This window comes from Cupriavidus sp. PB-02, assembly GCF_058252315.1.
This window is the reverse complement of record NZ_CM177694.1, coordinates 4,141,502-4,155,092: the sequence shown is the minus strand read 5'-3', so window position 1 is coordinate 4,155,092 and position 13,591 is coordinate 4,141,502. Positions and strand designations below refer to the sequence as shown.

The window sequence follows — 13,591 nt, the reverse complement described above, 5'->3', positions numbered from 1 at the left end:
GCCTCCAGGTCGGAAGCTCGCCACCTCGCGGACAGCCCCCCTGTTGGGACGGTATCCACGCAATCCACTGTCCGGACCGGATTGTCCGCAGCGAATTGTCTGAACGTGGAACCGAATATAGTGCATATCATTTTTGTATGCAATTTTTGAATTCACTGTGCTAACATGAATCGCACAGAATAGAGCTTCGGCACGGGCGCCATGCCCGCGCCGGCTAGCCCCGGCAGACGCCGGAAGGTTCGGCCGGATCATCCCGCCGCGGCAATCACGCACTTCCAGCAGGAGACAACGCATGGCAGCAAATCCGTCGCCGTCCACACCCGCAGAGGTAGGCACGCGCATCATGGGCTGGGCCGACGCCCTGGCCGTCCACACCGAGCAGCCCGGCATGCTCACCCGTACCTACCTGACCGAGGCCCACCACGGCGCCGCCGCGCAGCTGACCGAATGGATGCAGCAGGCCGGCATGACCGTGCGGCGCGATGCTGCCGGCAACGTGATCGGCCGCTACGAGGGCACCTCGCCGGACGCACCCGCACTCTTGACCGGTTCGCACTTCGACACCGTGCGCGACGGCGGCCGCTATGACGGCAACCTCGGCGTGATCCTGCCGACCGCCTGCGTGGCGGAATGGAACCGCCAGGGCAAACGCTTCCCGTTCGCGATCGAGGTGGTGGGCTTTGCCGAGGAAGAGGGCGTGCGCTTCAAGGCCACGCTGCTCGGCAGCCGCGCCATCGCCGGCACCTTCGACAACAACGTGCTCGACAACGTCGACGATTCCGGCAAGACCATGCGTGAAGTGATGCACGAGGCCGGTTTCGACGCCGCCGCGCTGCCGGCCGCGAAACACGATCCCAGCAAGGTGCTGGCCTTCGTCGAAGTCCATATCGAGCAGGGCCCGGTGCTGCTCAACGAAAACCTGCCGGTAGGCGTGGTGACGGCCATTTCCGGCGCCACCCGCTTTATCGTCGAGCTCGAAGGCCTGGCCGGCCACGCCGGCACGGTGCCGATGGACATGCGCCGCGACGCGGCCATGGCCGGTGCCGAGATCGGCCTCTTTATCGAGAAGCGCTGCGGCGGCAAGCCGGGCCTGGTCGGCACGGTGGGCCAGTTCAGCGTGCCCAACGGCGCCACCAACGTGGTGCCCGGCCACGCGGTGTTCTCCATCGACATCCGCTCGGGCATCGACGCCGAGCGCGAGGCCGCCGTCAACGACGTGCTGGCCGAGATCGAGCGCGTATGCGCGCGCCGCAACGTGCGCGCACAAGTGCGCAAGACCCACGAGGCGAAGAGCGTGCCGTGCGCCCCGTGGCTGCAAGAGCAATGGGCCGCTGCCATTGCCCGCCAGGGCGTGCCGGTGCGCCACCTGCCGTCGGGCGCCGGCCACGACGCCATGGCTATTGCCGCCATCGCCGACGTCGCCATGCTGTTCGTGCGCTGCGGCAACGGCGGCATCAGCCACCATCCCACCGAAACCATGACCGCCGAAGATGCAGCCGTGTCCGCGCGCGTGTTCAGCGATTTCGTCGAAAGCTTCCGGCTGCCCCAGTAAGCGCGCACGCCCCGAACCCCACCCGAACCCTCCTGAGTAGTTACGAGAACAAGTCATGACCGCACGAGACAATATGAACCCCATCGAAACCACGCTGACCCAGTTCATCGACCAGCACCGCCCGGAGCAGGAAGCCTTCCTGGCGGAGCTGGTCAAGGTGCCCTCGGACAACCCGGCCGGTGACTGCGACGCCCATGGCAAGCGCGCCAAGGAACTGCTGGAGGGCCTGGGCTTTGCGGTGGAAGCGCACAAGGTGCCCGACGCGCAGGTGAAGGCGGCCGGCATGATCAGCGCCACCAACCTGATCGTGCGCAAGCAGTTCGGCACGGGCGGCCCGACCATCGCCATGAACGCCCACGGCGACGTGGTGCCCCCGGGCCTGGGCTGGACCAAGGACCCCTACGGCGGCGAGGTTGCCGACAGCGAGCATGGTCCGGTCATGTACGGCCGCGGCGTGGCGGTGTCCAAGTCGGATTTCGCCACCTACACCTATGCCGTGCTGGCGCTGATGGAAGCCGAGAAGCAGGGCGCGAAGATCAACGGCGCGGTCGAGTTGCAGTTCACCTATGACGAGGAAACCGGCGGCGATATCGGTCCCAAGTTCCTGCTCGACAACAACCTGAGCAAGGCCGACTACGCGATCTCGGCCGGCTTCTCGTACGGCATCACCTCGTCGCACAACGGCTGCCTGCACGTGGAAGTGACCGTCAAGGGCAAGCAGGGCCACGCCGCCATGCCGCACACCGGCGTGGATGCAATCGAAGCCGCGACCCACATCCTGCAGGCCATCTACGGACTGCGTGCCGAGCTGGCCACGCGCAAGTCCAAGGTGCCGGGCATCGACACCGCCACGCTGAACGTCGGCCTGATCAAGGGCGGCATCAACACCAACGTGGTGCCGGACCTGGTGACCTTCCGCGTCGACCGCCGCATGATCCCCGAGGAAATCGGCTTCGACGCCGAAGGCGAGATCCGCGCCGTGGTGGAGAACGCCGCCAAGGACCGTCCGGGCATCGAAGTCAAGGTCGAGCGCATCATCCTGGCCGAGCCGCTGTCGGAACTGCCGGGCGTGGAAAAGCTGATCGGCGCGCTGAAGAGCCGTGCCGAGTCGGTGTTCGGCGTGGAGATCCCGGTGCAAGGCGTGCCGCTGTACACGGACGCACGCCACTACACCAAGCGCGGCATCCCGACTGTGCTGTATGGCGCTGGTCCGCGCACGCTGATGGAGGCGCGCGGCCACAACTCGGATGAGAACCTGCGGTTGAACGACCTGAACCGGGCGACCAAGGTGGTGGCGCTGGCGTTGTCGGATTTGATGAAGTAAGCAGTTCGATGAGCGCCGCCGGCAGGCGGTTGCGCAAAAGCAAGAAAAGACGCCACGGAGGGTCCGTGGCGTCTTTTTGTTGGATGGTCGATCAGACAGTGATGCTGCTCCGCTCGCCTCGCGCCCGACGGGTACTCGCGCATCAGCACCGCAATGATCTGCGAGGCCGTACAGCCTTCTGCCAAAGCACATGTTCCGTTGTCCTGATATTGACGAAGAATGGACATTGTCGATACCAGGACACCCGGGGCCAATAAGATGCGTCTGAAGTCGCGGAGGCCGATTCTGCCTACTCCGGCAGGGTATTCGCCCCCGCCCCCAGCACCCGCTGCATCAGCACCGTATCGATCCACTGGCCATGCTTGAAACCCGCCGCCTCCAGCCGGCCTACGGTGCGAAAACCCAGCCGTTCATGCACGGCCAGCGAGCCGGCACCCTCGCCGCCGGCGGTGCAGGCGATCACGGCGACCATCTGGCGCCACGGCCCGGTCTCGCACCGCGCGATCAGTTCAGCGAGCAGCGCCTGGCCCAGGCCTTCGCCGACGCGGCGGTGGTCAATATAGATCGAGTCCTCGATGGCAAAACGGTAGGCGCTGCGAGTGCGGTACGACGAGGCATAGGCGTAGCCCAGCACCTCGCCCTCGCGTTCGGCGACCAGATAGGGCAGTCCCTTGCACTGCACCTCGGCAAAGCGCCGCTGCATGTCGTCGAGCGTGGGCGGCACCTCTTCGAACGAGGCGCGGCCGTGCAGTACGTGGTGCGCGTAGATGGCGTGGATGGCAGGAACGTCGGCGGGGGTAGCGTCGCGCAGCGAGAACGGTTTGGGCGCGGTGGTGCGGTCTGCGGGACTGGTGGAAGCGGTGGCGGAGGTCATCGGAAAAGGCAGGCTCGGCTGGCCGGAAGCAAGGAATTGGGGCAACGCAGGATGCGTGCCGGACACATGATCGTACCTACCCCTGCGCGATCGCCGGTGTCTTGTATATAGTGCGGTTTGATTTGCACCGCATTAGTGCCGACGCCCCAGCCCGGGGCACGATAATGACCAGAAAGGACAAGAAAGGACCTGCCATGATCACGATCTACCACAACCCCCGCTGCTCCAAGTCGCGCGAGACGCTGGCCCTGGTCGAAGCCGCCGCCGAAAGGCTGGGCGAACCGGTGGAAATCGTGGAGTACCTGAAGCACCCGCCGTCGCTGTCCACGCTGCGCCAGCTCCACACCATGCTGGGCGTGCCGGTGCGCGAGATGCTGCGCGACAACGAGGCGCCGTACGCTGAACTGGGCCTGGACGACCCCGGCCTGACCGACGCCGAACTGCTGGCCGCCGTGGCCGACAACCCGATCCTGCTGCAGCGCCCGGTTGTGGTGCGCAACCGCCGCGCCGCGATCGGCCGGCCGCCCGAGAACGTGACCCAACTGCTGGCCTGACCCTTGTCAAGCGCGGCCCCGGAATAGAACCGGCCCCCACGGACTGTGGGGGCCGGCCGGTCTGCGAGACAAACTGCTTCAGGCGGGTCGTCTAATGAACACCCAGCCAGTGCATGGCCTCCTGACCGAAAGCGATGGCCGCCAGCACGACCAGCAGCACCACTAGCGTCACCGTGCTGACGTACAACGTTGCCTTGGCGACTTCGGCGTCCTCATCCGAGGTGTGTCGATGGGTAATGGGCGTGGCGCCGCGCGTGGCATGCGGCCAGTGGATCCGGCCGGCCAGGTCTCTCAAGTGCAGGTCGGTAGGAAAACGCATGATCGACACCTCCTCGGCAGGCGCCGCGCGGACCGGGCAACATGGGTCAGACGGTATATGGCGGGGTTGCGCGATTGCGCCGGAAAGTCTGTTGGCTCGTTTCGCCCGGTGCGCCATATCCACTTCTAATATAGGCGGGATGAGGTCGGATGCGAGGCGCAGTCTGCAAAGGACGTGCCGCCATGCATGCTGCGGCGCAGCGGCAGGTTCAGGACTACGCTGGCGGGGGTGACGGCTCGCTTGCCTCGTCGGCACTGCCGGGCCCCGGGGCCGCCAGCGCGGCCTCGCGTTCGCGCAATGTCGCCAGCATGTTGCAGAACAGCGCGCCTTGCTCCAGCGCATCGTCCAGCGCCACGTGGGTATGCGGCAGCGGGTCCAGCCATCCGGCCGGGAAGGCTGCCTTGACCGTCCTGCGGTAGGGCCGCCCGGTCAGCGCGAAGCCCAGCGTCTTGATATCCAGCGCCGCCCAGCCAAAGGGCGAACGCCCGGCAAAACGCATCATGTACCAGAACATCCAGGTGAAATCGAAACCGGCCGGAAAGGCCACGAAGACCGGCTTGCCGGGCAGGCTCTCGACCCATTCCACGTAGCGCACCATGGCGTCCTCGGGGCGCTGCAGGTCGCGCCGGCAGGCGCTCCAGGCTTCGGGCTGGGTTTGCCACCACTGCATCTGCACCGGGTGGCCGGCGGCGCCGGGCAGCGTTTCCAGGTTGGCCGAGAAGGTGCCGACCACGGTCTTGTCCGCCAGCATCGCCGCCGAGGCGAACGACAGCATCGAATGCGGGCCCGGGATCGGGCCGTCGGCCTCCACGTCGGTGCTGACGTAGATCTCCGGGCGGGTGTCGGGCGCCTGTCGCTTGGCCATGGCGCTCAGCCCACGTCGATCAGGTGGTCGGCTACGAACGGGTTGTTGCGGCGCTCTTCGCCAAAGGTTGAGACGGGTCCGTGGCCGGGGATGAAGGTCACGTCCTCGCCCAGCGGCCACAGCCGCGTGCGGATCGAGCGGATCAGGTCGGCGTGGTTGCCGCGCGGGAAGTCGGTGCGGCCGATCGAGCCGGCGAACAGCACGTCGCCCACCACCGCCAGCCGGTTGCCGCGCGAGAAGAACACCACGTGGCCGGGCGTGTGGCCGGGGCAGTGGTAGACCTCCAGGGTTTCGTTGCCGAACTGCACGGTGTCGCCGTTCTCCAGCCAGCGGTCGGGCTCGAAGGCCTCGGCCTGGCCGAATCCGAAGCGACGCGTCTGCTCGGGCAGCTGCTCGATCCAGAAGCGTTCGTCCTGCTGCGGGCCTTCGATCGGGATGCCGAACTCGCGCGACAGTGCCGCGGCGCCCGCGCAGTGGTCGACATGCCCGTGCGTCAGGAAGATCTTTTCCAGCGTGACGCCTTGTTCCCTGACCGCCTCGCGGATGCGTTCCAGGTCGCCGCCGGGATCACAGACGGCGGCACGATTGGTGCTTTCATCAATTAGCAGCGAGCAGTTTTGCTGGAAGGGCGTGACGGGGATAAGCAGGACTTTCATGGATGTGTTTTTGTGATCCTGGCGCCTTCTGAGGGGCGCGCCGGATTGGCCCGAGCGCACGGCGGACCAGTGCCATGCATTGTAGCGCCGGGCGGCCGAGACACCGCCGCGCTATCACCAATGTGACTTATTAGTTTCGCGTCTGCCGGAACAGGTGATCGGCCGCAATCCCTTGCCACACGCGGGATTCCGGGCAGATAGCACCCGTTGGTGCGAAATCGTACAGATTTCGTAACAAAATGAAAGCCATAGTCCGCAATAGTCGATGTTAGACTCGCGCCCATGCTAAGGATCTCCGCCCTCACCAAGCGCTGGCAACGGCTGGCCAAGCTCGGGACATGCACCGCATGTGCCCTGGTGCTGGCCGCTTGTGCCACGCCCCCCGAGGGCGACGACGTGGCCAGCGCCGGCACCTCCGGCGCGGTGCCCACGCGCGCGGCAGCAAAGAACGCCGCCAAGCCCGACGGCGGCAAGTCTGCGCGTAATAATGACAACGGCAGCTGGAACCTGTTCGGCTATGACCCGGACGACAGCCGCAGCGGCAGTTCGCTGGACGGCCTGCGTGCCGACATCGGCACCTTCGAGCAGCGCGGCGTCGCGTCGTGGTATGGCAAGGGCTTCCACGGCCGCAAGACCGCCAACGGCGAGCGCTTCAACATGCGCGCCATGACCGCCGCCCACCCGTCGCTGCCGCTCGACAGCTGGGTGCTGGTGCGCAACCTGCGCAACAACAAGGTGGCGGTGCTGCGGATCAATGACCGCGGGCCGTACCACGGCAACCGCGTGCTGGACGTGTCCATGGGCGCCGCGCGCCGGCTGGGCTTTGTCGAGCGCGGCGCCACCCAGGTGGAAATCCGCCGCCTGACGCGCACCGAAGTGGCCGCGCTGGGCCCGCAGGTGGATGCCGGCGGCACTGAATCCGGCGATGGCAGCGGCGACGACGACGTGTCCGTGCCGGAACTGGCCAACTCGCTGGCGCCCGCCAAGGCGAGCAAGTCGACCAAGGCCAGCGGCAAGACGGTCAAGCGCAAGCGCCGCTGACGACTCCAGCGCCGATGCATGCCACCGCGCGCTGACACCTCTCCGTTACTTTCCTCTCTGCCAGCCCGGGATCATGCCCGGGCCGCTTCAATCCTCGGCGTCGCCGGCGCGTTGCGCCAGCGCCAGCTGGTAGAGCGCATCGGTGCCCGCGCCCGTGATCGCCGCTGCCAGCTTGGCGGCGCGCTTGGCCGGCAACTCAGCCAGCAGCAGCCCCAGCACACGTTGCGCTTCGGCATCCGGCTGTCCATCCGCGGCAGCGGCGGCGCCCGCGCCTTCCACGACCAGCACGAACTCCCCCTTGGCCCGGTTCGGGTCCGCCGCCAACCAGGCCGGCGCCTGCGCCACGGGCAGCACGGCAATGTCCTCGAACAGCTTGGTCAGCTCGCGCCCGACCAGCAGGCGGCGCTCGCCCGGCAGGCCGGCGGCCAACGCGGCCAGTGTGTCGGCGATCCGGTGCGGTGCCTCGTAGCAGACCCAGGCGTGGTCCAGCGCCGCCAGCCGGGCGATGGTTTCGGCGCGTGCCTTGGGCTTGCTCGGCAGGAAGCCGACGAAGGTGAAGCGGCCCTCGCCGGCGTCGAGCATCTCGCCGGCCACCGACAACGCGGCGACCGCGGCGCTGGGGCCGGGCAGGGGCACCACCAGGTGGCCGGCGGCGCGCACCGCCTCGACCAGGCGTGCGCCGGGATCGGAGATGCCGGGCGTGCCCGCATCGGAGACGTAGGCGATGCGCTCGCCCGCGGCCAGCCGCGCCACGATGCGGCCGGCGGCTTCGCGCTCGTTGTGCTCGTGCACGGCCACCAGCGGCCGCTGCAGGCCGACGCGCGACAGCAGCTGGCCGGTATTGCGGGTGTCTTCGCAGGCCACGGCATCGGCCAGGCCGAGCACGTGCAGGGCCCGCAGCGACAGGTCCGCGACGTTGCCGATGGGCGTGGCCACGACATACAGCGTGCCGCCCGGGTACGACTGGCTGGCCGCCAGCGAGATCCAGTCACTCATTGAGAACTTCCGTTGATGCAACCATTCAAATCCACCACGCAGGCGCGCGGGGCGCGGGCCGAAGACCGGGCGCTGGCACACCTGCGGCGCCAGGGCCTGGAGCCCGTGGTTCGCAATTATCGCTGCAAAGGCGGCGAGATCGACCTGGTGATGCGCGCGCCGGACGGCACGCTGGTGTTCGTGGAGGTGCGCCAGCGCAGCGGCAGGGGCTTTGGCGGGGCGGCCGCCAGCGTGACGCCCGCCAAGCAGCGCCGCGTGCTGCTGGCGGCGGCGCACTACCTGGCGACGCTGGCGCAGGCGCCGCCGTGCCGCTTCGACGTGGTGGCGCTGGAACCGGGCCGGCTGGACTGGCTGCAGCACGCCTTTGACCTGGATGCCGCCGGGGCTGGTTCATAATGCGCGCTATCGCGACCGCACGATAGGCGGGCGCCCCCGCGCCGCATCGGCAATGAAAAAGGCCACAGAGCCATGAGTATCGACAGTATCCAGCAACAATTCCTAGACAGTGCCGAGACCAAGCGACAGGCCGCGGCGGTGATGGCCCCCTATATCGACGCCGCCGTGGAACGCATGGTCGGCGCGCTGACCAGCGGCAACAAGATCCTGGCCTGCGGCAACGGCGGCTCGGCGGCCGACGCGCAGCACTTCGCGGCCGAGCTGGTCGGGCGCTTCGAACGCGAACGGCCGGGCCTGGCGGCGCTTGCGCTGACCACCGACAGCTCGATCCTGACCGCGATCGGCAACGACTATGACTTCAGCAAGGTGTTTTCCAAGCAGGTCGAGGCGCTCGGCCTGCCCGGCGACATCCTGCTGGCGATCTCCACCTCGGGCAACTCGGCCAACGTGATCGCCGCCATCGAGGCCGCACGCCAGCGCGAGATGGCCGTCATCGCGCTGACCGGCAAGGGTGGCGGCGTCATTGGCGGCCTGCTCGACGAGTTCGATATCCACCTGTGCGTGCCCAGCGAGCGCACCGCGCGCATCCAGGAAGTGCACCTGCTGACCCTGCACTGCCTGTGCGACGGCATCGACGCGGCATTGCTCGGGGAAGCCTGATCCCGCTGATCCGCACATCCGCCCATTCCCAACATCCAGCCATAGCAAGGACCGCATGACGACTCTGCCCACTACGCATGACTCCCGGAACGGCGCCGGCGCGCGCCATCCTGCCCGCACCCCGCGCCTGGCGCGCGCCGCGCTGGCCGCGGCCGCCGTACTGGTCTCGGCCACGCAGCTCGCCGGCTGCTTCCCGGTGATCGCCGGCGCCATGGGGACCGGCGTGGCCATGGCCACCGACCGCCGGCCCACCGCCACCCAGACCGTGGACCGCGGCCTGCAGCTCGAGGCCGAGAACACCATCAACTCGCGCTACAGCGGCCAGGCACGCGTCAACGTGACCGTGTTCAACCGCAAAGTGCTGCTGACTGGCGAAGCCAGCAACGACAACGTCAGGCAGCAGGTCGAGCAGTATGTGCGCGGCCTGCCCAATGCGCGCGTGGTGATCAACGAGCTGGAGGTCGTCAGCTCGCCGGGCTTCATGACCCAGAGCCAGGACGCCTACCTGACCAGCAAGGTCAAGACGCTGCTGATGACCGCGGAAGGCGTGCCGTCGAACTCGATCAAGATCACCACCGAGAAGAGCGTGGTCTACCTGCTGGGCGTGGTCACCACCGCCGAGGGCGATCGTGCCACCGACGTGGCGCGCAACGCTTCGGGCGTGACCAAGGTGGTCAAGGCCTTCGACTACGTCAACGATACTGAGCGCGCGCGCCTGGACGCGGCCTCGACCGCGCAGAACCCGTCGCCTGACAGCAGTGCCGGCAATATCGGCACGCCGGCGCCAGTGCAGTCGGTGCCGGGCGTCGGCGGTCCGATCGACGCGCCGGCGGGCACCGACGCGGCGGCCACGGCCAGCCCGGTCACCGCGCCGGTGGCCTCGCCGGTGACGCTGCCCCCGGGGCGCAACCTGCCCTGAGCACCAGGGCCAGTTCCGGCCCGGTCTCGACGGCGCCCGCTCATGCGGGCGCCGCTCGTCCTTCTGCGGTTTTCGCCGCACACCATTCCCGCCCGTTGTGATACGGTTGCCACGCCGGCCGCCCCCAAGCGGATCCCCGCGCCGGCCCCACACGGAGCGAGACCAATGACAACAATTCCCCGGCCCGCTGTGTTCGTGCGGCTGGCGCTGCTGGCATCGGCGCTGTGCGGCGCCCAGCCGGCGCTGGCCGCAGATGCTGCGGCAGCTGTCCCATCCACCGAAGCCGCGCTGCGCGCCCGCAACCAGGCCGCCGCCTGCACCAGCTGCCATGGCCCCGCCGGGCGCGCGCCGGCCGGCAGCCCGATCCCGTCGCTGGCGGGCCGCCCGGCGGCCGAACTGGTGACACAGATGCAGGCGTTCAGGGCCGGCACGCGGCCGGCCACGGTGATGCACCAGATCGCCAAGGGTTACGACGACGAGCAGATCGCCACCATCGCGGCGTGGTTCGCCGCGGTGCGCTGAAAGGGGACCGGCAATGCAAAGACGAAGCTTCCTGGGCGCCGCGGGCGCCGCAGTACTGGGTTCGGTCGGCATTGGGGCGGCCCAGGCGGCCCGGGCTGCGGCGCCGGCAAAGGTGGTCGTGGTCGGCGGCGGCTATGGCGGCGCGACCGCGGCGCGCTACCTGCGGGAGTGGAGCGGCCAAGCCATCGAGGTGACGCTGGTCGAACCCAATCCGGCCTTTATTTCCTGCCCGCTGTCGAACCTGGTGATCGGCGGCAGCCGCCAACTGGCCGACCTCACGCTGCCGTACGACGCGCTGGTGCGCCGCCATGGCGTGAAGCTGGTGCGCGACACCGCCGTCGCCATCGATCCGGCAAAGCGTACCGTGCGGCTCGCGGGCGGCACCACGCTGCCGTATGACCGCCTGCTGCTGTCGCCCGGCGTCGACATGATGAGCGACGCGCTGCCCGGGCTGAAGCAGCCCGGTGGCGACCAGGTGCTGCACGCCTGGAAGGCCGGCCCGCAGACCGTGGCGCTGCGCCGCCAGCTCGAGGCCATGCCCGACGGCGGCACCTACGCCATCACCATCCCGCTGGCGCCGTACCGCTGCCCGCCGGGCCCGTACGAGCGCGCCTGCCAGGTGGCGCATTATTTCAGGCAGCACAAGCCGCGCAGCAAGGTGCTGATCCTCGACGCGAACCCGGACATCACCTCCAAGGCGGGGTTGTTCCGGCAGGTTTGGGCCTCACAGTACAAGGGCATGGTCGAATACCGGCCGCAGTACAACACGGTCGATGTCGATCCCGCCACGCGCACGCTCAAGTTCGAGGTGCAGGACGACGAGCGGGCGGATGTGCTCAACGTGCTGCCCCCGCAGCGCGCCGGCGCGATCGCAGTGTCGGCCGGGCTGGCGACGGCCAACGGCAAGTGGTGCGAGGTGGACTTCGTCAGCTTCGAGTCGCGCGCGGCGCCGAATATCCACGTGATCGGCGATGCCATCCAGATTGCGCCGCTGATGCCCAAGTCCGGCCATATGGCCAACCAGCACGGCAAGGTGGCCGCCGCCGCCATGGTGGCACTGCTGTCAGGCCGCGCACCGGACCCGCAGCCGCTCTATAACAACACCTGCTACAGCTTCACCTCGGATCGCGAGGCCGTGCATGTGGCCAGCGTGCACCGCTACGACGCCGCGCAGAAGACCATGCTGACGGTGCCGGGCTCGGGCGGGCTGTCGGAGGCGCCGAACATCCTGGAAGGCGACTACGCGCTCGCCTGGGCCAGGAGCATCTGGGCGGAGATGCTGGGCTAGCGGCGCCGTCGGGGCGGTCCGGCAGCGCCAGTCGTGCCGGGAGGATCGCAAAAACTTGCCAGGCGCCTGGCGCGCCCGGCTGCTACCCTACGGGCTTCGTTCGATTCCGCGACCAGCCCCGCGCCGCCCCCATGCAAGCCAGAGACCGCCTCCTCGCCCTCGCCATCGTCTGCGTCTGGGGCGTCAACTTCGTCGTGATCAAGGTCGGGCTGGCGGGCGTGCCGCCGATGCTGCTGGGCGCGCTGCGCTTCCTTCTGGTGGCCTTTCCCGCGATCTTCTTCGTGCCGCGTCCGCGCGTGCCCTGGCGCCTCCTGCTCGCTTACGGCGTGACCATCAGCCTGGGCCAGTTCGCCTTCCTGTTCTACGCGATGGCGGTTGGCATGCCGGCCGGGCTGGCCTCGCTCGTGCTGCAATCGCAGGCCTTCTTCACGCTGGCGATCGCCGCGCTGTGGCTGGGCGAGCCGGTGCGCTGGCACAACATCGCCGGCATGGCGGTCGCGGCGGCCGGGCTGGCACTGATCGGCTCCGGCGCCGCCGCCAGTGCCGGCGGCATGAGCGTGGCCGGCTTCGTGCTGACGCTGTGCGCGGCGTTCTGCTGGGCCAGTGGCAATATCGTCAGCAAGAAGATCGGGCCGGTGGACCTGCTGGGGCTGGTGATCTGGGGCGCGCTGATCCCGATCGTGCCGTTCGCGCTGCTGTCGCTGTGGGTGGAAGGGCCGGCGCGCATCGTGCAGAGCGTCACCCATGTGTCCGGCATGGGTGTGTTCGCGGTGCTGTACCTGGCCTTTGCCGCGACCGTGTTCGGCTACACCATGTGGGGCCGGCTGCTGACGCGCTACCCGGCCAGCCAGGTGGCGCCGCTGACGCTGCTGGTGCCGGTGGTGGGGCTGGTGTCGGCCCACGTGCTGCTGGGCGAGGACCTGTCCGGTGCGCAATGGGCGGGGGCGGCGGTGGTCATGGTGGGGCTGCTGCTCAACGTGTTCGGCCAGCGTCTGTGGGCGGGCAGGGCGCTGGTGCGGCTGAGCCGGACCAGCAACGCTGGCAAACCATGGTTGGTGCGCAAGATCCGCCGCCGGCACACTCATGCTGTTCTGCATCATTGGGTAAACACTATATGCGCATTCGCGCATATACGAATATATTGGACGGCATGGAAGAGCTGGATCGCGTATTCGAGAAGGTATCGGGCTACTTCAGCCTGTTGGCGGAGCCGACGCGGCTGAAGATCCTGCACGCCTTGTGCGATGGCGAGAAGCCGGTCAGCACGGTGGTCGAGACGGTGGGTTCGTCGCAGACCAACGTGTCGCGGCATCTCAACGCGATGTACCGCTCGGGCGTGCTGTCGCGCCGCAAGGAGGCGAACCTGGTGTTCTACGCCATTGCGGACGAAAGCGTGATCGAGCTGTGCCGCACGGTGTGCGTGCAGGTGGCGAGCCGGCTGGAGGACAACGCCTTGCCCTCCAACGCGGTCGACCGTTTCATGGCGCAGCCCGCGCCCGAACCGTCGCCGCGCCGGCGTCGCACCGCAAGCTGAACGCGCGCATTCCGGCTCTTCCGGCCAATCGCTGGCAGCTGCGCCACGGCACGGCTGACCGATAACAGGCGGCCGCCGACGGTCCAGGGCG

The 13,591-nt window shown here is 68.4% G+C and carries 15 protein-coding genes and 1 pseudogene; 11 read left to right on the top strand and 5 right to left on the bottom strand.

All coding sequences use genetic code 11. The features are described 5' to 3' along the window. Positions 1-292: 292 nt before the first annotated feature. Together AC10V3_RS19575 and AC10V3_RS19570 are read left to right on the top strand one after the other, a co-directional pair. Positions 293-1,552: an allantoate amidohydrolase gene (locus AC10V3_RS19575; protein ID WP_454752511.1), complete on the top strand. Its 1,260-nt coding sequence runs from the start codon at positions 293-295 to the stop codon at positions 1,550-1,552. A 55-nt stretch (positions 1,553-1,607) separates the two neighbouring features. Next, complete coding sequence (locus AC10V3_RS19570; protein WP_022536942.1) at positions 1,608-2,876, top strand: M20/M25/M40 family metallo-hydrolase; 1,269 nt, start codon at positions 1,608-1,610, stop codon at positions 2,874-2,876. Positions 2,877-3,165: 289 nt separating this feature from the next. Here the strand turns inward: AC10V3_RS19570 and AC10V3_RS19565 are convergent, their stop codons facing one another. After that, positions 3,166-3,750: a GNAT family N-acetyltransferase gene (locus AC10V3_RS19565; RefSeq protein WP_022536941.1), complete on the bottom strand. Its 585-nt coding sequence runs from the start codon at positions 3,748-3,750 to the stop codon at positions 3,166-3,168. 194 nt (positions 3,751-3,944) lie between these two features. Here AC10V3_RS19565 and arsC point away from each other — a divergent pair, with 194 nt between their 5' ends. Continuing rightward, positions 3,945-4,304, top strand: coding sequence for an arsenate reductase (glutaredoxin) (gene arsC, locus AC10V3_RS19560; RefSeq protein WP_022536940.1), 360 nt, complete (start codon positions 3,945-3,947; stop codon positions 4,302-4,304). Positions 4,305-4,395: 91 nt separating this feature from the next. Here arsC and AC10V3_RS19555 read toward each other — a convergent pair whose 3' ends face one another. The 3 genes from AC10V3_RS19555 to AC10V3_RS19545 all read right to left on the bottom strand — a co-directional run bounded on the left by AC10V3_RS19555 (position 4,396) and on the right by AC10V3_RS19545 (position 6,144). After that, the gene (locus tag AC10V3_RS19555; protein WP_022536939.1) at positions 4,396-4,623 is read right to left on the bottom strand and encodes a hypothetical protein; all 228 of its coding nucleotides are present in this window, start codon (positions 4,621-4,623) and stop codon (positions 4,396-4,398) included. A 214-nt stretch (positions 4,624-4,837) separates the two neighbouring features. Next, positions 4,838-5,488 carry a 3'-5' exonuclease family protein gene (locus AC10V3_RS19550; RefSeq protein WP_022536938.1) on the bottom strand — a complete coding sequence of 217 codons (651 nt, stop codon included), beginning with the start codon at positions 5,486-5,488 and terminating at the stop codon, positions 4,838-4,840. Between the two features lie 5 nt (positions 5,489-5,493). Further along, complete coding sequence (locus tag AC10V3_RS19545) at positions 5,494-6,144, bottom strand: MBL fold metallo-hydrolase (RefSeq protein ID WP_022536937.1); 651 nt, start codon at positions 6,142-6,144, stop codon at positions 5,494-5,496. A 282-nt stretch (positions 6,145-6,426) separates the two neighbouring features. On the opposite strand from AC10V3_RS19545, the gene AC10V3_RS19540 reads away from it, so the two are divergent. Next, positions 6,427-7,185 carry a septal ring lytic transglycosylase RlpA family protein gene (locus tag AC10V3_RS19540; RefSeq protein WP_490922762.1) on the top strand — a complete coding sequence of 253 codons (759 nt, stop codon included), beginning with the start codon at positions 6,427-6,429 and terminating at the stop codon, positions 7,183-7,185. Positions 7,186-7,272: 87 nt separating this feature from the next. Here AC10V3_RS19540 and rsmI read toward each other — a convergent pair whose 3' ends face one another. Beyond that, positions 7,273-8,181: a 16S rRNA (cytidine(1402)-2'-O)-methyltransferase gene (gene rsmI, locus AC10V3_RS19535; protein ID WP_022536935.1), complete on the bottom strand. Its 909-nt coding sequence runs from the start codon at positions 8,179-8,181 to the stop codon at positions 7,273-7,275. Positions 8,182-8,196: 15 nt separating this feature from the next. Between rsmI and AC10V3_RS19530 the strand changes: the two genes are divergently transcribed. From AC10V3_RS19530 to AC10V3_RS19500, 7 genes and pseudogenes are all read left to right on the top strand, one after another. Next, positions 8,197-8,577, top strand: coding sequence for a YraN family protein (locus tag AC10V3_RS19530; RefSeq protein WP_041681172.1), 381 nt, complete (start codon positions 8,197-8,199; stop codon positions 8,575-8,577). Positions 8,578-8,649: 72 nt separating this feature from the next. Beyond that, positions 8,650-9,237, top strand: a complete 588-nt coding sequence (locus AC10V3_RS19525; protein ID WP_022536933.1) for a phosphoheptose isomerase — start codon at positions 8,650-8,652, stop codon at positions 9,235-9,237. 55 nt (positions 9,238-9,292) lie between these two features. Next, positions 9,293-10,156, top strand: coding sequence for a BON domain-containing protein (locus AC10V3_RS19520; RefSeq protein WP_022536932.1), 864 nt, complete (start codon positions 9,293-9,295; stop codon positions 10,154-10,156). Positions 10,157-10,321: 165 nt separating this feature from the next. Next, positions 10,322-10,678 carry a c-type cytochrome gene (locus AC10V3_RS19515; protein ID WP_022536931.1) on the top strand — a complete coding sequence of 119 codons (357 nt, stop codon included), beginning with the start codon at positions 10,322-10,324 and terminating at the stop codon, positions 10,676-10,678. Between the two features lie 13 nt (positions 10,679-10,691). Then, positions 10,692-11,966: an NAD(P)/FAD-dependent oxidoreductase gene (locus AC10V3_RS19510; protein WP_022536930.1), complete on the top strand. Its 1,275-nt coding sequence runs from the start codon at positions 10,692-10,694 to the stop codon at positions 11,964-11,966. Positions 11,967-12,097: 131 nt separating this feature from the next. Beyond that, a pseudogene (locus AC10V3_RS19505) lies at positions 12,098-12,979 on the top strand (EamA family transporter); the annotation flags it as partial. Positions 12,980-13,080: 101 nt separating this feature from the next. Next, positions 13,081-13,500 (top strand): ArsR/SmtB family transcription factor, encoded by a 420-nt coding sequence (locus tag AC10V3_RS19500; RefSeq protein ID WP_490922759.1) that lies wholly within the window; start codon positions 13,081-13,083, stop codon positions 13,498-13,500. Positions 13,501-13,591 lie beyond the last annotated feature (91 nt).